General features: G+C 62.6%; 29 protein-coding genes and 2 pseudogenes. 11 read left to right on the plus strand and 20 right to left on the minus strand.

From position 1 onward, the window contains the following. Positions 1-15: 15 nt before the first annotated feature. From NKH54_RS14710 to NKH54_RS14730, 5 genes and pseudogenes are all read right to left on the minus strand, one after another. Positions 16-2634, minus strand: coding sequence for an EAL domain-containing protein (locus NKH54_RS14710; protein WP_353028461.1), 2619 nt, complete (start codon positions 2632-2634; stop codon positions 16-18). 334 nt (positions 2635-2968) lie between these two features. Further along, positions 2969-4504, minus strand: coding sequence for a DHA2 family efflux MFS transporter permease subunit (locus NKH54_RS14715; RefSeq protein ID WP_353028462.1), 1536 nt, complete (start codon positions 4502-4504; stop codon positions 2969-2971). A 346-nt stretch (positions 4505-4850) separates the two neighbouring features. Beyond that, positions 4851-6044: an HlyD family secretion protein gene (locus NKH54_RS14720; protein WP_353028463.1), complete on the minus strand. Its 1194-nt coding sequence runs from the start codon at positions 6042-6044 to the stop codon at positions 4851-4853. Next, on the minus strand, positions 6041-6511 hold the full coding sequence (locus tag NKH54_RS14725) for a MarR family winged helix-turn-helix transcriptional regulator (protein WP_023705728.1): 471 nt from the start codon (positions 6509-6511) through the stop codon (positions 6041-6043). The genes NKH54_RS14720 and NKH54_RS14725 overlap by 4 nt, the downstream gene beginning before the upstream one ends. Positions 6512-6637: 126 nt before the next feature. After that, positions 6638-6846 (minus strand): annotated as a pseudogene (locus NKH54_RS14730) (iron chelate uptake ABC transporter family permease subunit); the annotation flags it as partial. Between the two features lie 129 nt (positions 6847-6975). On the opposite strand from NKH54_RS14730, the gene NKH54_RS14735 reads away from it, so the two are divergent. Next, positions 6976-7809 (plus strand): AraC family transcriptional regulator, encoded by an 834-nt coding sequence (locus NKH54_RS14735; protein ID WP_353028464.1) that lies wholly within the window; start codon positions 6976-6978, stop codon positions 7807-7809. Between the two features lie 42 nt (positions 7810-7851). Here NKH54_RS14735 and NKH54_RS14740 read toward each other — a convergent pair whose 3' ends face one another. Both NKH54_RS14740 and NKH54_RS14745 read right to left on the minus strand, forming a co-directional pair. Next, positions 7852-8787, minus strand: a complete 936-nt coding sequence (locus tag NKH54_RS14740) for a bifunctional helix-turn-helix transcriptional regulator/GNAT family N-acetyltransferase (RefSeq protein ID WP_023724806.1) — start codon at positions 8785-8787, stop codon at positions 7852-7854. An 80-nt stretch (positions 8788-8867) separates the two neighbouring features. Continuing rightward, complete coding sequence (locus NKH54_RS14745; protein WP_023724805.1) at positions 8868-10055, minus strand: MFS transporter; 1188 nt, start codon at positions 10053-10055, stop codon at positions 8868-8870. A 170-nt stretch (positions 10056-10225) separates the two neighbouring features. On the opposite strand from NKH54_RS14745, the gene NKH54_RS14750 reads away from it, so the two are divergent. After that, on the plus strand, positions 10226-10852 hold the full coding sequence (locus NKH54_RS14750) for a TetR/AcrR family transcriptional regulator (RefSeq protein WP_023682986.1): 627 nt from the start codon (positions 10226-10228) through the stop codon (positions 10850-10852). On the opposite strand, the gene NKH54_RS14755 is transcribed toward NKH54_RS14750, so the two are convergent. Further along, a complete protein-coding gene (locus tag NKH54_RS14755) occupies positions 10849-11718 on the minus strand; it encodes a hypothetical protein (RefSeq protein ID WP_023689545.1) in 870 nt (289 codons plus the stop codon). The two genes, NKH54_RS14750 and NKH54_RS14755, sit on opposite strands and share 4 nt — an antisense overlap. An 82-nt stretch (positions 11719-11800) precedes the next feature. Between NKH54_RS14755 and NKH54_RS14760 the strand changes: the two genes are divergently transcribed. The 3 genes from NKH54_RS14760 to groL all read left to right on the plus strand — a co-directional run bounded on the left by NKH54_RS14760 (position 11801) and on the right by groL (position 14798). After that, positions 11801-12598: a class I SAM-dependent methyltransferase gene (locus NKH54_RS14760; protein ID WP_023739206.1), complete on the plus strand. Its 798-nt coding sequence runs from the start codon at positions 11801-11803 to the stop codon at positions 12596-12598. A gap of 184 nt (positions 12599-12782) precedes the next feature. Next, positions 12783-13079 (plus strand): co-chaperone GroES, encoded by a 297-nt coding sequence (gene groES / locus NKH54_RS14765; RefSeq protein ID WP_006203049.1) that lies wholly within the window; start codon positions 12783-12785, stop codon positions 13077-13079. 63 nt (positions 13080-13142) lie between these two features. Then, positions 13143-14798: a chaperonin GroEL gene (gene groL, locus NKH54_RS14770; RefSeq protein ID WP_023709705.1), complete on the plus strand. Its 1656-nt coding sequence runs from the start codon at positions 13143-13145 to the stop codon at positions 14796-14798. A 72-nt stretch (positions 14799-14870) separates the two neighbouring features. On the opposite strand, the gene NKH54_RS14775 is transcribed toward groL, so the two are convergent. Further along, complete coding sequence (locus tag NKH54_RS14775; RefSeq protein WP_023684303.1) at positions 14871-15479, minus strand: TetR/AcrR family transcriptional regulator; 609 nt, start codon at positions 15477-15479, stop codon at positions 14871-14873. Between the two features lie 102 nt (positions 15480-15581). Between NKH54_RS14775 and NKH54_RS14780 the strand changes: the two genes are divergently transcribed. The 3 genes and pseudogenes from NKH54_RS14780 to NKH54_RS14790 all read left to right on the plus strand — a co-directional run bounded on the left by NKH54_RS14780 (position 15582) and on the right by NKH54_RS14790 (position 17480). Continuing rightward, the gene (locus tag NKH54_RS14780) at positions 15582-16592 is read left to right on the plus strand and encodes a zinc-dependent alcohol dehydrogenase family protein (protein WP_352760462.1); all 1011 of its coding nucleotides are present in this window, start codon (positions 15582-15584) and stop codon (positions 16590-16592) included. A 41-nt stretch (positions 16593-16633) separates the two neighbouring features. Beyond that, a complete protein-coding gene (locus NKH54_RS14785; protein ID WP_023684306.1) occupies positions 16634-17080 on the plus strand; it encodes an OsmC family peroxiredoxin in 447 nt (148 codons plus the stop codon). A gap of 15 nt (positions 17081-17095) precedes the next feature. Next, positions 17096-17480, plus strand: a pseudogene (locus tag NKH54_RS14790) (nuclear transport factor 2 family protein). A 76-nt stretch (positions 17481-17556) separates the two neighbouring features. Here NKH54_RS14790 and NKH54_RS14795 read toward each other — a convergent pair. Then, positions 17557-18072, minus strand: coding sequence for an OsmC family protein (locus NKH54_RS14795; protein ID WP_023671510.1), 516 nt, complete (start codon positions 18070-18072; stop codon positions 17557-17559). 56 nt (positions 18073-18128) lie between these two features. Continuing rightward, positions 18129-18554, minus strand: a complete 426-nt coding sequence (locus NKH54_RS14800) for a GFA family protein (RefSeq protein ID WP_023715197.1) — start codon at positions 18552-18554, stop codon at positions 18129-18131. 182 nt (positions 18555-18736) lie between these two features. On the opposite strand from NKH54_RS14800, the gene NKH54_RS14805 reads away from it, so the two are divergent. Continuing rightward, positions 18737-19729 (plus strand): AraC family transcriptional regulator, encoded by a 993-nt coding sequence (locus NKH54_RS14805; RefSeq protein ID WP_023694696.1) that lies wholly within the window; start codon positions 18737-18739, stop codon positions 19727-19729. 23 nt (positions 19730-19752) lie between these two features. Here NKH54_RS14805 and NKH54_RS14810 read toward each other — a convergent pair whose 3' ends face one another. The 8 genes from NKH54_RS14810 to NKH54_RS14845 all read right to left on the minus strand — a co-directional run bounded on the left by NKH54_RS14810 (position 19753) and on the right by NKH54_RS14845 (position 23601). After that, the gene (locus tag NKH54_RS14810) at positions 19753-20364 is read right to left on the minus strand and encodes a LysE family translocator (protein ID WP_023689918.1); all 612 of its coding nucleotides are present in this window, start codon (positions 20362-20364) and stop codon (positions 19753-19755) included. 70 nt (positions 20365-20434) lie between these two features. After that, entirely contained in the window at positions 20435-20815 is a 381-nt protein-coding gene (locus NKH54_RS14815; protein ID WP_023715196.1) for a YkgJ family cysteine cluster protein, read from the minus strand. Between the two features lie 4 nt (positions 20816-20819). Next, positions 20820-20984, minus strand: coding sequence for a hypothetical protein (locus tag NKH54_RS14820; RefSeq protein WP_023671505.1), 165 nt, complete (start codon positions 20982-20984; stop codon positions 20820-20822). A 1-nt stretch (position 20985) separates the two neighbouring features. Then, positions 20986-21393, minus strand: coding sequence for a hypothetical protein (locus NKH54_RS14825; RefSeq protein WP_023671504.1), 408 nt, complete (start codon positions 21391-21393; stop codon positions 20986-20988). After that, positions 21393-21617, minus strand: coding sequence for a hypothetical protein (locus NKH54_RS14830; RefSeq protein ID WP_023671503.1), 225 nt, complete (start codon positions 21615-21617; stop codon positions 21393-21395). Before NKH54_RS14830 ends, NKH54_RS14825 begins: the two co-directional genes overlap by 1 nt. A 295-nt stretch (positions 21618-21912) precedes the next feature. Further along, a complete protein-coding gene (locus NKH54_RS14835; protein ID WP_023671502.1) occupies positions 21913-22122 on the minus strand; it encodes a cold-shock protein in 210 nt (69 codons plus the stop codon). Positions 22123-22587: 465 nt separating this feature from the next. Next, positions 22588-22917 (minus strand): YciI family protein, encoded by a 330-nt coding sequence (locus NKH54_RS14840; protein ID WP_023723612.1) that lies wholly within the window; start codon positions 22915-22917, stop codon positions 22588-22590. A gap of 30 nt (positions 22918-22947) precedes the next feature. Next, positions 22948-23601, minus strand: coding sequence for a glutathione S-transferase family protein (locus NKH54_RS14845; protein ID WP_023684314.1), 654 nt, complete (start codon positions 23599-23601; stop codon positions 22948-22950). A 170-nt stretch (positions 23602-23771) separates the two neighbouring features. On the opposite strand from NKH54_RS14845, the gene NKH54_RS14850 reads away from it, so the two are divergent. Continuing rightward, positions 23772-23951 carry a CsbD family protein gene (locus tag NKH54_RS14850; protein ID WP_353028465.1) on the plus strand — a complete coding sequence of 60 codons (180 nt, stop codon included), beginning with the start codon at positions 23772-23774 and terminating at the stop codon, positions 23949-23951. A 50-nt stretch (positions 23952-24001) separates the two neighbouring features. Here the strand turns inward: NKH54_RS14850 and NKH54_RS14855 are convergent, their stop codons facing one another. After that, on the minus strand, positions 24002-25126 hold the full coding sequence (locus NKH54_RS14855) for a metallophosphoesterase (RefSeq protein WP_023700653.1): 1125 nt from the start codon (positions 25124-25126) through the stop codon (positions 24002-24004). Positions 25127-25257: 131 nt separating this feature from the next. Here NKH54_RS14855 and NKH54_RS14860 point away from each other — a divergent pair, with 131 nt between their 5' ends. Then, positions 25258-25851, plus strand: a complete 594-nt coding sequence (locus NKH54_RS14860) for a hypothetical protein (protein ID WP_353028466.1) — start codon at positions 25258-25260, stop codon at positions 25849-25851. The last annotated feature ends 7 nt before the right edge of the window (positions 25852-25858 follow it).

The raw sequence follows: 25858 nt of genomic DNA on the forward strand, positions 1-25858 counted from the left end.
GGCGCGAGCCAGCCGTCAGCCTTTCGCGATCAGCTCGCCGATATCCCCAGCCGACAGGGGTTTGCTGAAATAATTGCCCTGCACCTCGTCACAATTGTTCTTGCGCAGGAAGGCGACCTGGTCTTCCGTTTCGACACCTTCGGCCAGCACCCGAAGGTTCAACTTCTGCCCCAGGGAAATCACGGCGCCAGTGACCGCCTGATCGTTCTCGTCGGTCGCGAGATCGTTGATGAAGGACTTGTCGATCTTCAGCCGCGCCACCGGAAACGTCTTGAGGGCGCTGAGACTGGAATAGCCTGTTCCGAAATCGTCGATCGATATCTGTACGTCGAGCTTTTGCAGTCCGTTCATCGTTGCGACCGCCAGCTCGAAATCCTGCATGATCAGGCTTTCCGTCACTTCGAGCTCGAGATACCTCGCCTCCAGGCCGCTTTCCTTCAATGCGTTGACGACGCGGTCGATCAGGTTCTTCTCCCGGAACTGCCGCGCCGACACGTTGACGCAGACGGTTACGGGCGACAGACCGGCGCGCTGCCAGGCTTTGTTCTGCCGGCAGGCTTCGTGCAGGATCCAGTCGCCGAGCGGCACGATCAGCCCGGTCTCCTCGGCGGTCGGGATGAACATCGCCGGCGAAACCAGGCCTCGCGTCGGGTGGTTCCAGCGCACCAGCGCTTCGACGGCGAAAACCTGCCCCGATCGCAGATCCACCTGTGGCTGATAATGCAGAGCGAATTCCGACCGGGCGAGCGCGTTTCGCAATTCCTCCTGAAGCAGGAATTTTTCATGTGCCGTTGAGTTGAACTCCGGGGCATAGAACTGGAAATTGTCGCGGCCGAATTCCTTGGCGCGATACATGGCGGCGTCGGCATTGGCCAACAGCGTATCCGGGCTGGTCCCGTCCTTCGGGTAATTTGCGATGCCGATGCTGGCCGTCGTTCTCAGCCGATGCTCTCCGACAAGAACCGGTTCCGCGATCGCATCCCTGATCGTCTGCAGGGTTTCCGAGACCACATCGACATTGGTGGTTTGGTCGAACAGGACGATGACGAATTCGTCGCCGCCAAGGCGCACGACGGTGTCGGTGGCCTTCACGCATCCAACCAAACGGCTGGCGACGGTCTTGAGGAGTTCGTCGCCGGCATTGTGGCCAAGCGTATCGTTCACCAGTTTGAAATTGTCGAGATCGATGAACACCACCGTCATCCAGCGATTGTATCGCTGCGCGTAGAGGACCGCCTGGGAAAGCCGATCCTCCAGCAAAGCGCGATTGGGCAGGCCGGTCAGCGCATCATGGTTGGCCATGAAGTGGATCTGGTCTTCCGCCAGTTTGCGCTCGATCGCGATGCCGGCAATGTGTGTGGTGAATTCGATCAGGCGGGTCTCGGCATGGGTGGGTTCGCGCACGGTCATCGAATACATGGCAAAGGCGCCCAACACGACGCCCCGATGCGACAGGATCGGGGTTGACCAGCACGAACGATAGCCATGGGGCGCCGCCAGTTCGCGGTAATCGTCCCAAAGCGGATCCTGCTGAATATCGGTAACAATGACCGGTTCCCGCCGGTAGATGGCGGTTCCGCAGGATCCCACCTTGGGACCGATGGCCGCCCCATCGATGGCGCTCGTATAGGCTTTCGCCAGGCCCGGCGCCGCACCGTGACGCAAATGAATGCCGTCCTTGTCGAGCAGCAGGACGGAACCGAATATCCCCTTCAACTGAGCCTCGACGAAGCGCATGAGGCGGTCGAGCACGTCCTCCAGCGGCGCGCTCGTGGCAATCATTTCGAGGATCTGCGCCTGCCCGCTGCGAAGGACATCCGCCTGCTTGCGGGCGGTGATGTCGTGGGCAATGCCAACCAGGCCGAAGATTTCATTTTGGCGATTGCGCAACGGCACCTTCGTCGACGAAAGCCATTTGCCGTTCCCCAACGCATCCACGACAAACTCTTCCGCGTCGATCACTGGTTGTCCGCTCTTGAGCAGGCGCTGCTCGACCAGGCGAAATTTCCGCGCAACTTCCGGGGGGTGGAGATCAAAATCGGTCAAACCGATCATGTCGCTGGTCTTGTTGCGGCCGCTATCGGTCGCAAGGGCGCTGTTGACCACGACGAAACGGCTTTGCGTATCCTTGACCCAGAGATAATCGGGCACCCAGTCGATCAGCGCCTGCAGCGAAATGCGCTCGTCGACGATCTGCCGATTGGCGAGGAGTTCAGTGATGTCCTCATGCGTGGCGATCCAACTGCCATCGGGCATGGGCTGGTTACGGATCTGGATTGTGCGACCATCGACAAGTTTGGCGGTCCAGAGCCGCGAAGCCTTGCCCGAATTGATCGAGCGAGCCGTTGCGAGATAGGTGTCGGCGGCCGTCGCCGCCGTGCCGGCGGCGACGCGGCGTTCGACTATTTCGCTCAGTGTCACGCCAGGCCGCAATTCCTCGGGCGCAATGCGGTAGATTTCCGCATAGCGCCGGTTGCTCAGGATCAGCCGTTCATCGGCATCGAAAAAGCAGATGCCTTGCGAAATATTCTCGATCGCAGTCTCGAAGCGCAGGGTCTGCCCTTCGAGACCCGCAATGGTCGTGCGAAGTTCTCCCTCGAGCGTATCGTAGGAAACGTCAGCCAGTCTTGCCAATGCGGCTACGCCCACCGGCCCGCGCGCCCCGACGGATCTTCTGGATGACTTCGTGACCAAACAGACCTCCTCCGGTTTGGCACCTGAAACAAGAAAGGGCCTCTGTCGTGCCAAATGAAAGTCGACTGACAATGTTACAGATGTGCTAATTCAAGATGAACTGTAACGGAATTGGAGGCGTCAGCAACCAGATACCAAAGGTGCAAATGTCATTTCAAATCAACTTCCAACGGCTCATTATCGATATTCTTTTGCACACGCGGGTTTTGACGATCATCCGAGCAACAAATCATCAGGGGCAACCAGCTTGCTGCCAGCGCTACCGGCGCCCGCCTCAATCCATATGCGCGGCAGGAGCGGCCGCGCCGGCCGGAGCGGTCTTCGGCTTGCGCAGCAGGAAGACAAACGGAATGGCAACCAGCGTCATCACCATCAGCAGTTTGAAGTCGTTGACGTAGGAGATCATCATCGCCTGGATGTTGACCATGCGGTCCACCTGCGAAAGTGCCGTCGGATCGCCGCCTGCTGCCGCCGGCGAGGCCGCCCACAAATTGGGGTTGAACGGGTTGATGAAAGCCGACAGTTCGGTGTGATTGACCTGCGTGTTGCGCACCATGAGAACCGTCACCACCGACACGCCGATCGACGAACCGAGATTTCGAACCAGGCTGAACAGGGCCGTGGCGTCGGTGCGGAAGCGCACGTCGAGCGTGGCGAAGGCCACCGTCGACAGCGGCACGAACACCATGCCCATGCCGAGGCCCTGGATGACGCCGGAGCTGAGGATCAGCCAATTGTCCATCTGCGGCGTGAAGGAGGACATGGTGTAGAGCGACTGCGCGGTGAGCAGAAAGCCGATGACGACGAGGATCCGGGCGTCGATCCTGCTCATGAGCCGCCCAACGACAAGCATCGAAATCATCGTGCCGACACCGCGCGGCCCCAGGACGACGCCGATGGTGACGGTTGGATAGCCGAAGATGGTCGACAGCATCGGCGGCAGCAGCGACATCGAGGCCAGGATCAGCACGCCCATGACGAAGATGAAGGCCAGGCCGGTGACGAAATTGCGGTCGAGGAAGATCTTGGGGTCGATGAAAGGACGTTCCGCCGTCAGTGTATGGATGATGAAAACCCAGAAGCCGGTGATCGAAAGAGCAAGCTCGATCCAGATTTCGACCGAGGAAAACCAGTCGACCTCGCCGCCGCGGTCGAGCAGCAGCTGCAGTGCGCCGACGCCGAGCGAAATCATGGCGAAACCGAAGAAATCGAAGCTGCGTATCCGCCGGGCAACGACCGGCAAATAGGCTCCCATGCCGAGGAAGGCGATGATGCCGACCGGCAAATTGATGAAGAACACCCAGCGCCAGTTGAAATTCTCGGTCAGCCAACCGCCCAGCGTCGGACCCAGGATCGGCCCCAGCATGATGCCGGCGCCCCAGATGGCCATCGCCTGGCCGTGGCGTTCCCTGGGGTTGATGTCGAGCAGGAAGGTCTGCGACAGCGGCACGATGGCGGCGCCGAACACGCCCTGCATCAGCCGGAAGAACACTATGCTCTCCAGGCTCCAGGCAATACCGCACAGCATCGAGAACACGGTGAAGCCGACAACCGCCGCCAGGAACAGTTCCTTGCGGCCGAAGCGGTCGGCCAGCCAGCCGGTCACCGGCGTCATGATGGCAGCGGCAACGATGTAGGAGGTCAACACCCAATTGATGTTGTCGGGCGAGGCGCCGAGGTCGCCGGTCATGGTCGGCAGCGCGACATTGGCGATCGTGGTGTCGAGCGCCTGCATGACGGTCGCCAGCATCAGCGCCACGGTGATCAAGCCGCGATGCGGCACTTCCTTGAAAGGTTCTGGTGTGGTCATGATGCGGAACTTCCGACAGGTAACAAAAACGTGTACACTAGGTTTCCGGGCGGCGAGGCCTTCTCTGGTGAAGAGACCCTCATCGCGGTGGGACGCGATCTATCGATGTGGGGGTTACATCGATCGAAGGTCTCGACACATCAGGCGCTTGCCGCCCGGAAATCCAAGGTCCGAAGACGGCGCCGAAGTGGTCCAGGTTCTGGGCAGGCCGCGATGCGGCCCGGTCCAATCCACCCCTCGTTCAACCTGCCGTCGGACCGATCCTGTCATCTCAACTTCACCTCGCCTGCGCGGGCGTTCTGCCGGGCCGTGTTCCTGCTTTTCGAGATCACGGTCCATTCACAGTCTATTGTGCTTCGCCTGCGGTGGCGTGGCCGAAGATAGCGGGCAAGCCGCGGGCAACGCCGGTATCCACCGTAACCGAGGCGCTCATGCCGGTGCGCAGCGCCATTTTGGCGTCGGCATCGGTCAGCTCCAGGCGCACCGGAATGCGCTGCGTGACCTTGACCCAGTTGCCGGTCGCGTTTTGAGCTGGCAGCAGCGAAAACTCCGCGCCGGTGCCGGCGCCGATCGCCTTGACGGTGGCCTCGAAAGTTCTGCCCGGATAGGTGTCGACGACGACCTCGGCCTTCTGGCCAGGCTTCATGTGGGTAAGCTGGGTTTCCTTGAAATTGGCATCGATCCAGGTGTCGCCGGTCTCGACCAACGCAAACAGCGGCGTGCCGGAACCGACATACTGGCCGACCTTGAACGAGGAGGCCTGGCTGATGACGCCGTCGGCCGGCGCCTTGACCGTGGTCTGCGCCAGATCGTAGGCGGCCTTGTCGCGCGCGGCGAGTGCGGCCATCACCGTCGGATGCTTGTCGGTCTCGATATCGGGATTGCCGGCGAGAGCCGCCTTGGCGCTGATGATGCCTTGCTCGGCAACGGCCAGTTGCTGCCTTGCCTTGTCGAGATCGTTCTTGGCCTCGTCCAGCGACGATTTGGCGTTGATGCCCTTCTGGGCAAGGTCGGCGGCGCGGTCATACTGCGACTGCGCGTAGTCGACCTGGCTGGCATCAGACTTTTCCTGCGCCAGTGCCTGACTGTAGGCGGCGCGCAGCTGTTCGATTCCGACGCGTGCGACTGCGACCGCCGCGTCGGCCTGGGCTAACGCGATCCGGTAGGGCTCGGGGTCGATGGCAAACAGCACATCGCCCTGCTTGACCTGCTGATTGTCCGAGATGCCGACCTGAACGATGCGGCCGGCGGTGTCCGAGGCGATCGACACCTTGGCCTGCTGCAAATTGGCGTTCTCGGTTTCCTGATAGCGGCCGCCGGTCACCCAGACATAACCGCCACCAATGGCCAGCGCGGCCGGCAGGGCGACCATCAGCAGCAAGCGGCCGAGGCGGCGCTTCTTGACCGGAGCCGGAGCGGGTTGAACCGGGGGAGCCACCGCGACAGGTGCTGCGGCCGGCTGTGCAGGCGCTTCGGCGGCCGGCTTTGCCGGCGTCTCGATCTTGGTTACATTCTCGTCTAGCTTGGCTGCCGCGTTCATGCTGCTGCCCCTTCCGTACTCTTCAAGGACGACGTCTCGCCGTCCGCCAGGTTTTGCACGATGGTGTCCAGCGCCCGGATAAGGACGCGGCGGTCGTCCGGCGAAACGCCGACCAGCGATTCCTCATAAACTTCGCCAGCAAGGCTTTTGACCTCGGCATAGGCCGCGTTCGCCTTGGCTGTCGGGAAGATCATACGCACGCGCCGGTCAGTTGCGTCGGAGCGCCGCTCGATCCAGCCGCCCTCCTCCATCCGGTCGACGAGGCGTGAAACGCTGATCGGCTCGATTTCGAGAAGTTCGGCGAGGCGAGCCTGGGCGACGCCCGCCTCCTTGGCAACGCGAACCAGAAGCCGCCATTGTGCCGAGGAAAGGCCAAGTCCGCTGGCGCGCGCCTCGAAGCGCTTGCGCATAAGGCGCTGCACGTCGTGGATCAAAAAGCCCAATCTATCTATGCCGTCGGAAACCATGAGCGGTATATATTATAAGCGTGCTTACCATTCAAGGCGCCGCATTGCACCAGAGCCGAAAAAGAGGGATGGCAGCCATGCAGATGCGGTCATGGCACAGTCAATGACGGTTGCGGATGACCTCCCGACCGTGACGTGAATTGCCGTCGAGAACGCCGCGAGGAGAAAGGTCGTCTTGCGCGTCCTCGCCACCGGCACACCTAGGCTTTCGGCGGCATTTTCGCCGGCGGGGAAGGCATCGAGCCGGCGGTGGTTCCACAGGGCATAGGCAAGGATGGTGCCCGCACCCAGCGCGCCTGGATATTGTCCCAGCGAGCCAGGCCGAGGCCGCCCAGCAGCGGCTTTCCACGATGGTGACCTGCCACAGTCGACCAGCGCCCTTCGATTTTACGACAGGCGCAATTTCGATCAAACTGGCCTCGCAAAAAGCCGGCAGCATGGAGTGGCCAAATGAGAGGAGACTCATGAACCCGACCGAGAAAGCGCTGTGGTTTGTCGAGAGCCATTTGCCGGAAGCGATCTCGCTTGAGGATGTCGCGCAAAGCAGCGGCGTCTCGCGCTTTCATGTGACGCGCGCCTTTGGCGCCGCCACCGGCCGTTCGGTGATGGGCTATATGCGCGCGCGCCGGCTGACCGAAGCGGCGCGCAAGCTGGCTTCCGGCGCGCCCGACATCCTCGCTGTCGCGCTCGATGCCGGCTACGCCTCGCACGAAGCCTTCACCCGCGCCTTCCGCGATCAGTTCGGCACGACGCCGGAACTGGTGCGCGCGCAGGGCAGCCTCAGCAATCTCGACCTGGTGGAGCCGATCCTGATGGACCAGTGCTTCCTAGCCTCACTGCCGCCGCCGCGCTTCGAGACCGGCCATCCCTTCCTCATTGCCGGCCTCGGCGAGCGCTACAGCTGCGAAGCCAGCGCGGCTATTCCGATGCAGTGGCAGCGCTTCGGTCCCTATATCGGCAACATTCCGGGCGAGACCGGCGACGTCGCCTATGGCGTCTGCGTCAACGGCGACGATGCCGGCAATTTCGACTATATCGCCGGCGTCGAAGTTTCGGATTTCTCGGACCTGCCGAAGGAGCTTTCGCGGGTGCGGGTGCCGGCGCAGAAATACGCCGTGTTCACCCATGCCGAGCACATCTCCACGATCCGCCGCACCGTCAACACGATCTGGAACAAATGGCTGCCGGCCTCGGGGCACGATATAGCCGACGGCCCCGAATTCGAACGCTACGGCCCGGAGTTCGATCCGCGCAGTGGCAATGGCGGGCTGGAGATATGGATTCCGGTTAGAGTGTGAGAGCGTTTGCGCGCGATCTTGCCTTCTTCCGGTGAAAAGGCGCTACAGCTCCAGCTTCCAGTTCTGGCCGACCAGATCCTTGCCGAAGGCGTGATGGCGCTCTTCGTCCACCAGCCTGAAGCCCGCACTCTCATAGATGTGCCGGGCGGCGGTCAAAATGTCGTTGGTCCACAGGGTCAGCGTCTTGTAGCCCCTGGCGCGGGCGAAGCCGATGCACTCCTCGACCAGCCGTTTGCCGATGCCGAGGCCGCGCGCCGAAGGCTCGACATAGAGCAGGCGCAATTTTGCCACCTCGTCGGACTTGCGCACGACGAAGACCGAGCCGACTACCTCCTCTTGCCGCTCGGCAATCCAGCTGCGTTCCCATTCTGGATCGAAGGATTTTACGAAGGCGCCGAGGATTTCGGCGACCAGCGCCTCGTAGGTTTCGTCCCAGCCATATTCCTGTGCGTAGATCTGTCCTTGGCGGCGCACCACCCAGCCGATGTCGCCGACCTGCAAGGGGCGCAGCATATACGGCACTTTGGTCTCCGGGCTGTCGCCCAGGAGTTGCTGGACCGTCTGCATGGCCTTGACCAGCCGGTCCTGTTCGGCAGCAGGAAGCCGCTCCAGCAAGGCCGCGACCTGGTCGTGCGAAGCCCGGTTCAGCGGCGCGAAGGCCTGCCGCCCCACCGGCGTCAGCGTGATCGACGACTGCCGCGCATCCGACGCCAGCGGCGCGCGCGCAATCAGCTGCAGGTGCTCGAACTTCTTCAGGAGCCGGCTGACATAACCGGCGTCGAGGCCGAGATCGCGGATGAGATCGCTGGCGGTCAGGCCATCGCGATGCGCCAGTTCGTAGAGCACCCGCGCCTCGGTCAGCGAGAAGGCGCTTTTCAGCAGGCCTTCGTCGAGCAGACCTATCTGGCGGGTGTAGAAGCGGTTGAAAGCCCGCACCGCGTCGATGCGTTCCTTGCCGGGTTGATGATGGATCGTCATGGGAAGCCTCCTGCCCCATCAACGATCGGTCATTTATTTGACTTAGTCAAGTATCGAGGAGATGCTCCCCCGGTCGTGTCTCAGGCGATGGCGCGGCGGCGCCGTGCGATCAGGACGAACAGGCCGAGCAGCACAACGCTGGCCGCAGCACTGGCGGCGGCAAATTCCGGCACCGGCCGAAAATCCTTGCCGTCGATCAGCAGCGATGCCGCGACCGGGCCGATCGCCAGACCGAAAAGCTGGGCCGCCGGCACCAGAAGCACGGCCGTGCGCGTCTCGTCGGCGGTGATCGCCAGCCGGATCTGATAGGGCACGATGAACAGAAGGATGAGGCCCATGATCAAGGCCGCGACCCAGAAAACCGTCAGGCCGGGGCTGCCGGCGAGCATCACGGAACTGGCGACGGCGACCACGCCGATCGCCACGATGGCGAAGCGGTAATCGATGCGCGCCTCGAAGACGGTAGCCGTCATTGCGCCCAGCACCTGCAATGCGAGGTTGGCCGAGACGATCAGGCCGACGGTGCGGCCATCGATGCCGTATTGTGCGCCAAGTGGCTCGAGAAACGCCCAGACCGAGCCGAAGAACATGAAGTAGCAGAAGACGCTCAGCAAAGCGGCAAGCGAAGGAACGGTCAGCACATTGCTGAACTGTTCCTCCTTGGGCAGGTCGGCATAGCTATCGGGGACGATGAAGGCGACGGCCACCGAGGCGATGCAGACGACGGCAAGAACGATGAAGCCGCCCGCCGATCCGGCGGCCGGGATGACGTAAAGCGCCAGCAGCAGGGCAAGGGCGCATTGCGCCAGGGTCTGAAGGGTGACGAAGAAGCCGCCGATGCGCTCGGCCCGGCGTGAACGGGCGATCAGTTCCGTGGCGACCGCCACCAGCCCACCCTCGGCGAGGCCTGCCACCGCGCGGGCGGCAATCAGCGAGGTCGAGGTCAGCGCATAGGCGGTCGCGCAGTTAGCCAGCGCCAGCAAGAGCAGAAGGACGGCACTTTTCAAGCGCATATTGTGGGCGGACAGCATCATGGCGATGGCCGCCGATCCGATGCCGATGGCGATCATCTCCGCCGTGGCGACCAGCGCGAGTTCGTCACCGCTGACATGCCCTTCGGTGTAGAGCGCGCCGAGAAGCACCGGCTGCAGCCCGAGAATGAGCAGCCCGACCGAGCCGATCCACAATGCCGAGGCGAGTTGCGCCCCAGTGGGGTTGCCGACCAGCCAGTCGCCGTTCCCGGCATCCGCGTTACCAGCAGAAGTCACGGTCGCCTCCCAACGTCCTTGCCTGACGGCAAAAAAACTGACAGTCTGTCAGCATTTAGAAACTGATACTCGATCATATTCGTTTGTCAATCAGTAGCGGGACTTGGCACCAACAAGGCTGGGGATGGTCTTGGCGATCGAATGGTCTGGGCGATCGAGAGGATGGCGGCATGAACGAAGCAGTGCAGATGACGACCGAACCGAGGCGCAGGCCCAAACAGGAGCGCAGCCGCGAGCGCATCGACGCCATCCTGTCGACGACCATGCGGCTGATCGGCGAGAAAGGCATCGACGCCGTCACCATGAAGGAAGTCGGCGCACAGGCCGGCGGGCCGATCGCCACCGTCTATCATTACTTCCCCAACAAGTCGGCGATCCTGGCGATGCTCTACGAGCGATTCTCCGAAGTGAGCCGCGCCCGGCTTGCCGCGATCGTTGCCGACGTCGGCGGGCTGAGCGACGTTATCGCTGCGGCCGACCGGCTGCTCGACGACTACTATGAGCGCGTCGCCGGCGACCCCGCCATTCAGGACCTGCAAAACGCCATCCAGGCTGACAAGGCGCTGAAGAATCTCGACATCGCCGAAACCCGGCGCCAGGCGACGATGTTCTGCGACCATGTCGGCCCCTTTCTCGCGCCAGAGCGACGCAATGAGTTCGGCCGTATGGTTTTCCTGATCTTCCAGCTGGCCGGCGGCGTCGTGCGCATGGCGCTGACCCAGAACCAGGAGGAAAGCCGCCACACCATCGAGGACTACCGGTCGATCATCCATACGCAGTTGGGACTGTTTCTCTAGCGCCCGATTCGACCCCGTCCGGTCTGGTGGATGAGGTTTTCGAAGCCGTCGGCCAGGTTGGCTGTGCCGGCGGCAACAATCTTCGACAGGTTCCTGGCGCGACCTGGGGTCTTGTTGGCATCGAGCAGCACGGCCCTGCCCTCATGCACGACAAAGTCGAATTTGCCATAGTCGAAGCCCAGCTTCCGACGCAAGGCGCGCAATTCGTCGGGAACCGCAACCGGCTCCCGGCGGATGGTGTCGTCGCCCTTGACCAGGCGCTGCGGCGAGACATAGCGGGTGCAGCGCTCCCGATCGCCGCAGAATATCCAGAACCGCGCCGCAAACCCGTCGGGCTCGATTTCGGGAATGAATTTTTCCACGATCAGGTCGGCACGCCTGAAAATCTCCGGCGCCACATCGGCCAGCGAGGCATGCACCTGATAACGGTCGAAGGTCTGAGCGCCCGGGAAAGGCACTGCCTTGCCGGCGCGAACGGATTTTCGGTTGAGCTGCTCCTCGGGCGTCCCCCAATGATTGAGGTTGCTCTTGACGATGACCTGGCCGCTCCAGTTGGCACCCTCCTCGAGGATCGCACCGCTGATGCGGCGCTTGGAAATGTCGGTTGCACCAAGATTGAGACAAATCGGAAATCCGCGCGCGTAGTCGACATAGTCCGATGGCGTCACTGTCGCGTCGACATGCAGGACGGCAATATCGGCGTTATGACTTGCCGAGGGTCCACGCATGATCTGCACGGAGTGACCGCGCCGTTTCAGCTCCGCCAGGACGTCGAACAGCATGTAGGGGCTGTCCTGGCGCAGCAGGAGGCCCCGCCGGCTCTGGAAGCGGTCAAATTCATGCGTTATGACGGCAATGCGGGCCATGGCCTTTCCTGCATGAGGTAACTCGCAAGGCAACCAACAGCCTGGAAGGAAATATGTCCAGCCTTTCCCCAAACCGTTCCGCATGACTGAGCATTGGGACGCAATTCGCCGTCATTGGCGGCTTCTCGGGTCGCCGCTGTGTCCGCCCCCGGAAGCTGTCGCCGCCTATGAGCGCGAACTTAGCCTGCAATCAGTCGATGTGGTGCTGCTCGGGGTCACGCCGGAGCTTGCCGGCCTCGGAAGGACCATGCTCGCGATCGACGAGTCCACTGCCATGATATCGGGCATCTGGCCGGGCGATACCGCCTCACGCAAGGCGGTGATCGGCAACTGGCTGGAGTTGCCGCTGGGCGACGAAAGCGCCGGGGCGGTGATCGGCGACGGCTGTCTGTCGGCGCTGGACTCCTCGGTTGCACGGCAGGCGCTGCTTGCCGAGATCGCGCGTGTGCTGAAGTCCGATGGGCGGGCTGCATTGCGCGCCTATGCAAGCCCTCAGGTGCCGGACGATCTGCAGGAGGTCCGGGCGCTGACGCTGTCCGGTGGTGTCGCGACCTTCCACGAACTCAAATGGCGCATTGCCATGGCTTGTGCCGGCGGCGATCCCGACCGCGCCATTCCGGTGCGGGCGATCCTCGACGCCTTCGATGCGCTGTTTGCCGACCGGGAGGCCCTTGCCGCGACGACCGGATGGGAGATGCCGGTCATCGGCACCATCGATGTCTATGCGAATTCGCAGACTGTCTACAGTTTCGCCCCGGCGGCGACGCTGGTCGAAGAGGCGAGCCGGTTTTTTGACAGTGTCCGCCTCGCGCCGACAGGGGGTTATGGGCTGGCGGAACGATGCCCGCTTCTGGTGCTTAAATCGCCGCGGCGCCGGTAGGGTCTGCCGTCGGATCGCGGCACGGCTCCAATTGGCACAATTGTGCTCACCGTTCGCCTTGACTCTCGAAAGCCACGCGCTTATTTCAGCGCACGTTAGCACTCTCCCCAGGTGAGTGCTAACGCACATCCGGCACCGCCGGATCGAGGAACAGCTCTCACCGTTCTCATTCGAGGAAGAAAAAATGGCAAAGTCGAAGTTCCGCCCGCTTCATGACCGCGTGGTCGTACGCCGGGTCGAATCCGAATCCAAGACCGCCGGCGGGATCATCATCCCGGATACGGCAAAGGAAAAGCCGCAGGAAGGCGAGATCATCGCCGTCGGCTCCGGCGCTCGCGACGAAGCCGGCAAGCTGGTCCCGCTGGACGTCAAGGCCGGCGACCGCATCCTGTTCGGCAAGTGGTCGGGCACCGAAGTCAAGCTCAATGGCGAAGACCTTCTGATCATGAAGGAATCCGACATTATGGGCATCATCGGCTGATCATCGGCCTCACCGTCAACTAATTTCGGGCTTGATCGCAAGCCCCCTGCCAGGAGCTAAAAAATGGCTGCTAAAGACGTAAAATTCTCCCGCGACGCCCGCGAGCGCATGCTGCGCGGCGTCAACATCCTCGCCGACGCAGTGAAGGTCACGCTCGGCCCCAAAGGCCGCAACGTCGTCATCGACAAGTCGTTCGGCGCACCGCGCATCACCAAGGACGGCGTCACCGTCGCCAAGGAAATCGAGCTTGAAGACAAGTTCGAAAACATGGGCGCGCAGATGGTCCGCGAAGTTGCTTCGAAGACCAACGACATCGCCGGCGACGGCACCACGACCGCGACCGTTCTGGCGCAGTCGATCGTCCAGGAAGGCCACAAGGCCGTTGCCGCCGGCATGAACCCGATGGATCTGAAGCGCGGCATCGATCTGGCCGTCACCGAAGTCGTCGCGGCTCTCGGCAAGGCTGCCAAGAAGATCAAGACCTCCGAGGAAGTTGCCCAGGTCGGCACGATCTCGGCCAATGGCGACGAGTCGGTCGGCGCCATGATCGCCGAAGCGATGCAGAAGGTCGGCAATGAAGGCGTCATCACGGTTGAGGAAGCCAAGACCGCCGAGACCGAGCTGGAAGTCGTCGAAGGCATGCAGTTCGACCGGGGCTATCTCTCGCCCTACTTCGTCACCAACGCCGACAAGATGGTTGCCGAGCTCGAGGACGTCTACATCCTCCTGCACGAGAAGAAGCTGTCCAACCTCCAGGCCATGCTGCCGGTTCTCGAAGCCGTCGTGCAGACCTCCAAGCCGCTTCTTATCATCTCGGAAGACGTCGAAGGCGAGGCTCTGGCCACGCTGGTCGTCAACAAGCTGCGCGGCGGCCTGAAGATCGCCGCCGTCAAGGCGCCGGGCTTCGGTGATCGCCGCAAGGCCATGCTGGAAGACATCGCCATCCTCACCGGTGGCCAGGTCATCTCGGAAGACCTCGGCATCAAGCTCGAGAATGTCGGCCTCAACATGCTCGGCCGCGCCAAGAAGGTGTCGATCTCCAAGGAGAACACCACCATCGTCGACGGCGCCGGCAAGAAGGCCGAGATCCAGGGCCGCGTTGCCCAGATCAAGCAGCAGATCGAAGAGACCACGTCGGACTACGACAAGGAGAAGCTGCAGGAACGTCTGGCGAAGCTCGCCGGCGGCGTTGCGGTGATCCGTGTCGGCGGCGCGACGGAAGTCGAAGTCAAGGAAAAGAAGGACCGCGTCGATGACGCCCTCAACGCGACCCGCGCGGCCGTGGAAGAAGGCATCGTTGCAGGCGGCGGCGTCGCACTGCTGCGCGCTTCGGCCAACATCAAGGTCACCGGCGTCAATGCCGACCAGGCTGCCGGAATCAACATCGTTCGCCGTGCACTGCAGGCTCCGGCCCGTCAGATCGCTTCGAACGCAGGTGCTGAAGCTTCGATCGTTGCCGGCAAGATCCTCGACAACAAGGGCGCGACCTACGGCTACAACGCCCAGACCGGCGAGTATGGCGACATGATCGCCATGGGCATCGTCGACCCGGTCAAGGTCGTTCGCACCGCTCTCCAGGACGCGGCTTCGGTCGCCGGCCTGCTCGTCACCACCGAAGCCATGATCGCGGAGGCTCCCAAGAAGGAGTCGGCTGGCGGCGGCATGCCTGGCGGCATGGGCGGCGGCGGCATGGGCGGCATGGGCGGCATGGATTTCTAATCCAAGCTATCTGGCTTATGCATACGGAAAGGGCGCCGAGAGGCGCCCTTTTTTGTTTTGGAAAGCGGATGGTTAGGCGGCGCTGTCCGCCTGCCGCGCAACCTTGCCTGCAAGCACCGCCTGCTCGACAAGTGCCGCCACCTCGTCGGCCACCACCAGCACCGGTGCACGGTCGCGGGTGGCCCGCGCAATCACCATAAGCCCTTCCAGCGACGATTCGATCAGCAGCGCCAAAGCGTGCGCGCGGCGTTCGGGCACCCCTGCCCTGACGAAGGCCTGTCGCAGCAAGCCGATCCATTGCTCGAAAGCCGATCGGCAGAGTTCCGCCAGTTCCGGCACATCGGTGGGTGAATCCAGCACCACCGGCGCGATGGGGCAACCCAGCGAAAAATCATTGTCCTCCAGCATGCGCCCGACCGACTGGTAGATGTGATGGACGGCCACTGCAGGATCGCTTTCGGCTGCCAGTGCTTCGCCCAGCCTTTTCGTGACGTCGGCAACGCTGTTGCGCGTCACCTCGATGACCAGTTGGTCCTTGCCGCCCGGGAAATGAAAATAGAGCGAGCCGCGCGGCGCCCCGCTGGCGCCCAGAATGTCGTTGAGCGAGGTGCCGTGATAGCCGCGCTGCCTGAGCAACAGGCCTGTGGTCTCGAGTATGCGGGTGCGGGTGTCGTTGGCCATGTCAACCTCTGTCAGCAGTGACGCATTATAGGCCTCGCCAAGAATATGACAATCGGTCTATATAATATGTGGATCAGTCTATATACTATTAAGGAGAGTGACATGCGCAGCTACCGGCTCGAAGGGTTTGGTGGAACCGAATCCCTGGCGATGCGCGACGAGGCGCGGACGGAACCGAAACCGCATGAGATCGTGGTGCGAGTCCGCGCCGCCTCCCTCAATCGGCGCGACACGATGATCCTTGGCGGCACCTATCCGTTGCCGGCGCGGCAAGGCATCGTGCCGCTGAGCGACGGCGCCGGTGACGTCGTCGCAATCGGCGATGCCGTCACCCGTTTTGCCGTCGGCGACCGCGTCACCGGCAGCTACTTCGCCCGCTGGATCGATGGCCGCATCAATGCCGGTCTGATCGACCAGCTCGGCTGTACGCTGGACGGCATGCTGACTGAGTTTGCCGTGCTCGACGAACAATGGGCGGCGCGACTGCCCGATCATCTGAGCTGGCACGAAGCGGCGACGCTGACCTGCGCCGGCGTGACGGCCTGGAACGCGGTGACCGGGACCCGGATTCCGAAGCCTGGTCAATGGGTTCTCACCATCGGTTCGGGTGGCGTTTCGCTGTTTGCTCTGCAGTTCGCCAAGTTGCTCGGCTGCCGGGTTGTCGCCATCACATCGCGCGCGGAGAAGGCCGACAGGCTGCGGGCGCTGGGCGCCGACCTCGTTGTCTCCAGCACCGACATACCGGAATGGGGCGGCTGGGCGCGCGAGCAGACAGGCGGCATCGACCTCGTCGTCGAAACCGGCGGCCCGGCCACCTTCGCGCAGTCGCTGATTGCCAGCACGCTTTATGGACACATCGTGCTGCTGACGCTGCAGGACGCCAGTGGCAGATCGATCGAGATGCCGGCAGCGCTTTATCAGCGCAGCCTCGCCACCATCAGCCGCCTGTTCGTCGGCAGCCGCAGCAATCTCGAGGCCATGCTGCGCGCCGTGTCGCAGCATCGCCTCAAGCCCGTTATCGACAGGGTCTTCCCCTTTGCCGAAGCCCCCGAAGCGTACCGCCACTTCTGGCAGGGCGACGTGTTCGGGAAGGTTGTCATCGACTGCGCCTGACCCAATTGCCCGCTTTTCAACCCCGAACCAGGAGAACGACCATGACCATCCGTGAAGCTTCCGCAGAATGGCAAGGCACGCTGAAGGAAGGCGGCGGCCGTCTGCGGCTTGGCAGCGGCGTCTTCGAAGGCGCCTATTCCTTTCCGTCGCGGTTCGAGAACGGTCCGGGCACCAATCCCGAAGAGCTGATCGGGGCAGCACATGCCGGCTGCTTCTCGATGGCGCTGACCTTCATCCTCGGCCAGGAAGGCCACGTCGCCCGCACCATCCGCACCGTCGCCAAGGTGCATCTCGGCGCGACCGCCGCCGGGCCGACGATCACCCGCATCGAGCTCGAAACGGAGGCGGAGGTCACGGATCTCGCCGAAGACGAGTTCGAACGCCTGGCGCAGTCGGCCAAGGCGACTTGCCTCGTCTCGCGCGCCTTGGCCGGCGTGCCTCAGATCACCCTAAAGGCCGTGCTGGTCAAAGCCGTCAAAGATCGATGAAACCGGGAGAATATGATGAAACAGGAGCTTATCATGGACGCAGTCGGGAATGATTTGTCCCGGCAGACGGCCGAGATCATGCATCGCTTCAACGATGTGTTCCAGCTGCACGATCCGTCCGCTTGCCGAGTTGGTGGCGAAGGATTGCGTTATCGAAAACACCGTGCCGGCGCCGAACGGCGCCCGCCATGCCGGCAAAGAGGCATGCATTGACCTATGGTCGGCGATCGCCACCCAGCCTGGCACGCGCTTCGACCTCGAGGAGACATTCGTCGCCGGCGAACGGGCGACGATCCGCTGGCGCTACTTCATGGCCGGCGGCAACTCCATCCGCGGCGTCAATCTGATGCGCGTCGCGGATGGGCTGATCGTCGAGGCGATGGGTTACGTCAAGGGATAGAAGCGTTGCCCGATACGGCACTCCCGTTCCCAGCCCGGAATCTCGCTCCAGTCGAGTTTCCGGGCCGGTTTTCTGGTCACTGGATGACGCGGTGCAGCTTCACCGTGGTGCTGGGACTGTTCTGGATGGTCTGGAAGATCACGCAATAGCGATCCGTGAGTTCGAGCAGTTGGTCGAGCTGGCTTTGGGGAGCGTCGGTGTCGATGTCGAACCGCAAGCGGATTTCCTTGAAGCCGACTGGAACACCCGCAGTCACGCCGAGCGTGCCGCGAAGATCGACGTCACCTTCCGCGGAAACTTCGGCGGACCTGATCGGAATTTCGAGCACGGCCGCCGCCGCGCGCATCGAGACACCGGCGCATGCGATCAGCGCCTCCAGCAGCATGTCGCCGGAGCACAGTTCCTGGCCGCTGCCCCCGGCCATCGGATGGATGCCGGCAAGCGCCAGCCCGCGTCCGGTCTCGACCTTGCAGGTCACGGTGGACGCGTCGGCGACGCCTTTGGCCTTCAAGGTGAGGAACGCGGCCTTCGCATCCCTGCGATAGAGATCCTTGATCGGCTCCTGCGTGGCGCGAAATGTTGCGATTTCCATGAACAATCTCCTGTCTTGAATTGTCGTTGTCAAAAATGGCGAGCAGTGGCCGGGCCTTATTCCGGCACCGCGATGCCGGAGCCGCCGAGCTCAGCCGGAAAGTCCCTGAGCTTGGGCAGCCCGTCCTTCATCGGCAGCACGGTCTCAGCGTAGTTGACGTGAACCCCAGGCGTGAATTTCACGCCTGGTATCGTTGCCGCATAGACATCGACCAGGCCGAGCGGCGGATGAACGGTCATCAGATGACCACCGCATTTCGTGCAGAACTGGCGATCGCTCATTTCGGTCTTCTCGAACCCGGACAGGAACTCCGCGCCCCCGGTGACCTTGACGTTCTGAGGCTTCCACAGCGTGAATGCGTTCACGGGAGACGCCGACCACGATCGACAAGAACCGCAATGGCAATAGCCCATTGCCTCGGCGGCTCCGTGCACTTCGATTTCCACAGCGCCGCAAAAACACCCGCCCTTATGTACCGTCATGACATTTGTCCCTGGTTGGTTTCGACAGCACTCAGCGCCCTCTCTCGGCAGCGCTTGAGCACCGGTGCAGGTTTAGGAGTTCTGGCCGCGAACTGAATGATACGGCGTCCGCCTCGCTTGACAGCGCGTCCGGAACTCGAAAGGGATGGCTGACCGGCTAGCCGGGTGCGGGACGAAACGGAATGGCCGGGGATGCTCTGTCTGACCTGTTGAGGACGGTACGCCTTACCGGCGCGACGTTTTTTGACATTGAGGGCCACGAGCCGTGGGCCGTCTGCTCGCCGGCGCCATCGTCCATCCTGCCGAAGATCCTGCCCGGTGCGGACCATCTGATCTCCTACCATGTGGTAACGGCCGGTCGCTGCTTCGCGCGCATCGTCGGCCAGGAAGCGATCGCGCTGGAGGCCGGCGAAGTCGTCGTCTTCACCAGGAGCGACCCGCATATTATGTCCAGCAATCCGGCGCTGCGCGCCGATCCGCCGACAGCCGACGTTCTCGACATCGCAACAGCCGGCCGGATGCCGTTTTACATCAACTGCGCCGGCGACGGCGCGACCTCGGCCAGGCTGGTTTGCGGCTATCTCGCCTGTGATGCACAGCCTTTCAATCCACTGCTCGAGGCTTTGCCGCCGGTGATCAAGGCCGGAGATGCCAAAGGCGATGGCGGCTGGCTCAGCCAGTTCATCAACCTGGCTGTCACGGAGGTGGCGCAAAAGCGCGCAGGCAGTGAAACGGTGCTCACCAAACTGAGCGAACTGATGTTTGTCGACGTGTTGCGCCGTTACTTGGAATCGCTGCCGCCACAAACCACGGGATGGCTGGCTGGCCTGCGCGATCCGCACCTGGCGAGGGCACTGGCGCTGATCCACGACCGGCCGGCGCATAACTGGACGGTGGAGGCGCTGGCGAAGGACTCCGCGCTGTCGCGCAGCGTGCTCGCCGAACGCTTCACCAGGCTGGTCGGCATGCCGCCAATGCATTATCTCGCCAAATGGCGCATGCAGATCGCCTCGGAGCTGCTCAGCGCCGGCTCCAGCAACATGGCCAGCATCGCCGCTGAAATCGGATACGAATCCGAGGCAGCGTTCAGCCGCGCCTTCAAGAAGATGATCGGCCTTCCGCCCTCCGCCTGGCGTCTAGGCATCCGGACCGGATCCGGAACCGACGAAGAGTAGGCCGATGCCTGCCAGATCCTGTTCTATCGATCAGCCAGCGCCAGCTTGGCGCCGAGCATGACAAAGGCGCCGGCGAAGGTGCGGCGCATCCAGGTCAGCACCATCGGCCGCGACACGACATGGCTGCGGATCGAGGCGGCAAAGATGCCGTAAGCGACGAAGACGACGAAGGTCAGCAGCATGAAGACGCTCGAGAGCTCCAGCATCTTGGCAAATGCGTTCGGTTCGGTGGTGCTGACGAATTGCGGCAGGAAGGCAAAGAAGAAGATCGACAGCTTCGGGTTCAGGATGTTGATCAGGATACCGGAGGTGATGACCTTGGCTGCCGAGCGGGGTGCCGCGTTTTCATCGACGCTCAGGCCGCCCTTCTCCTTCAGCGTGTTCCAGGCCATGTAGAGGAGATAGGCGACGCCGAGATATTTCAGCGTCTCGAAGGCGACAGCACTTGTGTGCAGCAGCGCCGCCAGGCCGGTGATGGCGGCGGCCATATGCGGGATGATGCCAAGCGTGCAGCCGAATGCAGCAGTGATCGAGGCGCGCGCGCCTCGCGAAAGCCCGGCGCTCAGCGTGTAGAGAACGCCGGTGCCGGGCGAAGCCACGACGATCAGCGACGTCAACAGGAATTCGATGCTCATGGTTCCTCCAACGCCCTGCCCGTAGTGGAAGCTATCGGGGGATGTGGGAGTGAGGCAAGGTGGGCGTCGGCTAGATCGTTGGCATCCCGTGCGCCTTGCGCGCCATCAGGCAATCGTCGCCGCCAGGCATGCAGGCGTGGCAGACGTCCGGGCGGATCTCGTAGATGCCGCAGGCCGTGTGCTTGCCGATCTCGCCCGTAAGCGCCGAACAGCGCACGCCCTCGCAGCGCATGCCGGACAGGTCGGCGGACACGAACTTTTCCGGAATCCGGTCAAGTTGCGCATCGTCCTCGGTCGAGAAGCGCGGCCATTCGGCCGAGTAGGAGCAGCAGGCGCCGCAGCTCTGGCAATCGAAAACCGGCTGGTCGTCCTGTTTTGACGACCGGATATCCCTGGCGGCCAACGCGACCAGCCCAGGCGCTGCGAGATTGCGATCGGCTTGGTGCGGCAAGGCGCTATTTCTTCTTGCCTGCCTTGCCCTTGGGCGTGGCGGCTGGCGCCTCGAACAGATCGGTCGCCGACGGTTCGGCGGCCTTCGGCGCGGCAGCGGGCTTGGCCTGCTTTGCAGTGGCAGCAGCCGGCGCTGCCGGCTGGTCCTTGGTGGAAAACTTTATGGCCATGTCAGTCCTCGTCGGAAAAGCGGGATGATGGTGCGCGCGGATTGCGCAAGCGGCCGATCAGCGCCGAGACCGCTGTGATGTTCATTTCCTCGGGCGACCAGTTCCTCGCCTCGGCAATGTGGTGCGCCGCCAGTTCGCGATGCGTGCTGCCGCTATAGGCGGCATCCTGGTAGGTCACGCGCTCCTGGGTCTTTTTGTCCTCGCGGACATATTCGACCAGATAGTTCGGGGCTTCGGCACGGCCGCGCACGCCGACGCGCACCTGGGCATCGCCATGCGCGCGCTTGCAGCGCTCGAGCTTTTCCAGCACACGGCGGACATATTCGACCGGCTTGTCCAGGCCCGGGACCATGGACGCTATGGTCGCATCGGCATCGATCGGCGTCGGCGGTACGCGCTTGGTGGCCATCAGCGTTTGCCTGCCCGCTTCGGCAGCGCCGCAAGGGCTGCGGCCGCTGCCATGTCGTCGGCTTCCTTTTCCTTGCGCAGTTCGCGCAAGCGCGCGGTCTTGGCTTCGCGCGCCTCGCTGACGGCATCACGCTCGGACAGGATGCGGTTGAGTGACATCGACTGGGTTTGCGTCTTGCTGAACAGCGAGCCGGCCTGGTCGGCGGTCTTGGATTGAGTGGTCAAAACTTTTTCTCCTGTCGGGAGCCTGGTGCCGATAGAGCGAGAGCGGTCTTCGATTACGACCAAAGCAATACGGCAGCGGGGCAGTATGGGCGGTTCAGATTGCTGGAGCGTCCCTTAGCACGTTCCGGCCGGCGTGCGGCGCACTTTTAGCGGCACGACCCACAAAATGAAAAAGGCCAGGCACCGCCTGACCTTCCATGAAAGCGCCGCGCATCCAGTTGGATGCGCAAGGCGCCCCTTTCAGCCTTTCATCGGTGCCAGTACATCCGTGGTCACCGGAAGGCCGAATTCCTTATCAGGCCGCCTTCAACTGGTCGGCGGACATCTTGCCCGACTTGTTGTCGCGGGTCATCTCGTAGCCGAGCTTCTGACCCTCGACGATGTCACGCATGCCGGCGCGCTCTACGGCCGAGATGTGGACGAAAACGTCGGCGGAGCCGTCGTCAGGCTGAATAAAACCAAAACCTTTGGTGGCGTTGAACCATTTCACTGTGCCGGTGGCCATGAAGAACCCTTTCCCTGGCAAATATTCGTTCACCATCGTGCGACTGCACAACAGCGTTTTGTCTCGATTTTTGATGGGGAAGTTCGTCAAAGGCGCGCATCATGCGCGGATAACAAAAGTCGGTCAAACAAATATCGACATATTTCTTATAGACTTCTCTTAGCGCCGAGTCAATTTCTGGTTTGGCCACAGCCCAAATTCAACCTGAGGATGCCTGAGGCATAAGCCTCAACTGACGAGGTGGCGGAGCGCAACGCGTTTCCAAAAAATATTCCACGCCCCGGAACCAATCGCAAGCCGGCGCATTTCCGTGGTGTCAGCAATTCAGAGAGCAATCTCAGTAATGCTGGCAAAAGGACGCCTCCCGCACATTGAACGGTGCGAGAGGCGTTCTTGTATGTGCCGTTGTCTGACACAATTCCCAAGGGAAAACCGTTTCACACTTTTCCTTAAACTTACGCTCGCCTACAGGATCGCGCTGATCAGCGGCAGGATCTCGTAGCGGAAACCGCGGCCGGAGCTCGACACCGGATCGCCGTCGGTGACCGCTCTTGCCTCGGCTTCGCTGCCGACACGCAGGATCAGCAGACCCCAAGGGCCGGCCGGGTCGGCGACCGGCCCGGCGAGGATCATGGTGCCCTCGGCAAGCTTGCCGCGCAGATAGTCGGCATGCCGGCCCATCAACTCCCTCTCCTCCTCCGTCAGGGTGAAGGCGAAGTCCGGCCGAGGCGGGATCAGCCGGCAGTGGAAGATTGTTGGCGCGGTAGTCTCACGCGGTCCATCATTGCTGGCCATCGGTCACTCACCGTGATGTCATTAGTGGTCCTATTCGTCCGGGCCGGGTTCCGGCCAAGTCTCCTTCGCTGCTTCCGCATACCAGTGCCGCATCGCCGGCGTTGCCAACACGGCGTCGACGTAGGCGCGCGTGTCGGGCGCGAGCTTGCCGCCATAGGTGTCGAAGCGGGTGACGACAGGTGCATACATGGCATCGGCCGCGGTGAAATGACCGAACAGGAAGGGGCCGCCCTTGCCGTATTGTTCCCGGCACTGGCGCCAGATCGTTTCGATGCGCGCGCGCTGCATTTCGCCTTCGGCGTCGAGCGGCTTGTGGCCCTTCGGCCGGCGCAAATTCATCGGCCAGCCATAGCGCACCTCGCGAAAGCCGGAATGCATCTCGGTCGCTACCGAGCGGGCCAGCGCTCGGGCGCCGATATCCTGAGGCCAAAGCTTTTTCTCCGGAAACAGGTCGGCGAGATATTCAAGGATGGCAAGGGTTTCCCAGACAATCCTGCCATTGTGATTCAACACTGGCACAAGGCCGGTGGGCGAGACTTTCGCCAGAGCGGCAAAGGTTTCGGGCGTGCGCAGGCGCACGAAACCTTCCTCGAACGGGATCTCCAGATGCTTCATCGCCACCCATGGCCTCAGCGACCAGGACGAAAAGCACTTGTTGGCGATGATGAGCGTAAATTCAGCCAAGGCGGTCTCCCCAAAATTTCGTCACACTAGTTACACGATACGACGCGGCAAAGCGTTTCGGCGACCATATAAGCGACCAGATGCGACGATGATCGCCGCCCAGGGAACCTAAGCCAAGCCGGCCCGTTTGCCTCCTGCGAATGAATCCCCGAATCCCAGGAGATGCAAAGATGGTGAACAAGGATCAGGTTGCCGGCGTGGCCAAGCAGGTCAAGGGCTCGGTCAAGGAGGCCGGCGGCAAGGCGACCGGCAACAGGCAGACCCAGGCCGAAGGCACGGCCGACAAGACCGCCGGCAAGGTGCAGAAGGTCTATGGCGACGTGAAGGACAACATCAAAAAGGCGCTCTGATTCGATCTTGCAGGCAATGAGGAAGGCGGCTCAAGGCCGCCTTTTTCTTGTCAGAGGCTGAGGCTCTTGCTGAAGGCGCTGGTGAACTTGACCCCGCCCCGGTCGCCCGCCGCCTCGCCCAGCACCACGTCCATGCCGTCCCCGGTTACCCTCACCAGCGCGAAGCCACCCATATAGGCAGCCTTCGGCTTGAACAGGTCGAGGCCATCGCTTTTGTAGATCATAGGCACTTCGTGCTGATGGCCATGGAAGATGGCGATGACATTGTAGCCCTTCAGCGCCGCCAGCATCGCCTGGCGGTCGGCCTCGCTCCACCAGTGCGGCGCGCCTGCGCCGTCATCGTCATAGGTGCGCTTGGCCGGGTCCCAGCGCTCGACCGAGAAAGTGTCCCAGCCATAGTGCTGGAACAGGATGACGGGACGGCCATCCGCCGCGTAGGTCGCCAGATCCTGCTTCAGCCACGGCAGGCTGCTCACCGCGCCATGGCCGGTGTCGCCGGCAAAGCGGTGGGTCTGGACGAGATGCAGGCCGCCCCAGTCCCAGGAATAGCAGTCGGTGTCGACATCGTATTCGGTGGCCGGCACCGGGGGCTTGAAGAACACGCCGGGGCGGTGGTTGACCTCGACATAGTCGCGCAGTTCACGCCGATACCAGTCGACATGGGGCGGCGAGCCATTCTGGTCGAGATCGTGGTTGCCGAGGCCGACATAGACCGGCATGTGCACGCGGTCCGGGCCGACGCCTTGTTGATAGCGCTGGCTGAACTGCAACAGTTGCGTGCCTTCGCTGGGCTCGGTGATCTGGCCGCCGCCATCGTCGGTGATGTCGCCGCCGACAACGAGGCCGAGCGGCGCATCGATGCGGCTGCCGGCCGAACGCAGGCGGGTTGCAACGCCATCGATCTCGACTGGCCATTGCCGGCCGGCCAAGCCATTGAGGACAGCGACATTGCGCAACAGCGCGGCATCGGTCTTGCCTTCCTCCAGGCAGTTGGGGCTGAGGCCGCTCGACATGCGGCAGGCATGGACATCGGCGATGAACAGAAAGGTGGCGTCGATGGGCTGGATGCGCTTGCCGGTCTGGCCAAGCGCGGCGCGCGGCAGCATGCCAGCCATGGCAAGGCCGGCTGCCTGTGCGAGGAAATTGCGACGGGAGAGGACGAGCTTGCGATTCATGACCTGAAATTCAGCACAGCCGGCGCCCCACCGTCCAGGTGCCAGGAATGGCAGGTCGACACGGCACTGAGGCTCTGGCATTTCTTGGGTCATGCTGGCGCGCAGCAAATACAAGCAGAGGGGAGGATTTCATGAGAGCCGTTTCGATAGGCGTGGTGCTGGCTGGGTTGCTGCCGGGGGCTGCGGTGCATGCCGCCGATTGTGTCGACGCAAAATCGGCCAAGGCCGGCTTCGTTCTGGAAATGCCTGGCGTCCGCAGCGAGTTTCGGCCGGTGGCCGGCGGCATGGTGTCCGTCGCCAACACCTACGAATCGCAATCACCGCAGACACAGTTCCTGTTTGCAGGCCTGGTCGAAGTGTTTCGCGACAGCGATACCGGACGGGTGGCGACGATCCCGTTTTCCGATCTGCGAAAACTGTTTCCGCTGAAGACGGGAGCCAAGAGCACGATCGAATTCGTCGAGTTGTCGCCGAACAAGCAGCCGAAGAGCACCAAGACACTGAGCCTGGTCGTCAAGGGCAAGGAGACGTTCAGCGTCGGCGGCTGCAAATACAACGTGCTGGCGGTCACGGAGACCTTCAAGAACGGCGCCGGCGAAACGCTGGACACATTTACCGCGCTTTATGCGCCCGATCTGCAAGCGTCCCTCGCCCGGCGCTACGACGAAGGGACCAGCGCGGAATCGGTGAACGGTTACGAGACGATCAAGCCGCTTTCCGACTAGAACAGCG

Origin of the sequence: Mesorhizobium sp. M1004, from assembly GCF_040318795.1 — a bacterium.
GTDB lineage: Bacteria > Pseudomonadota > Alphaproteobacteria > Rhizobiales > Rhizobiaceae > Mesorhizobium.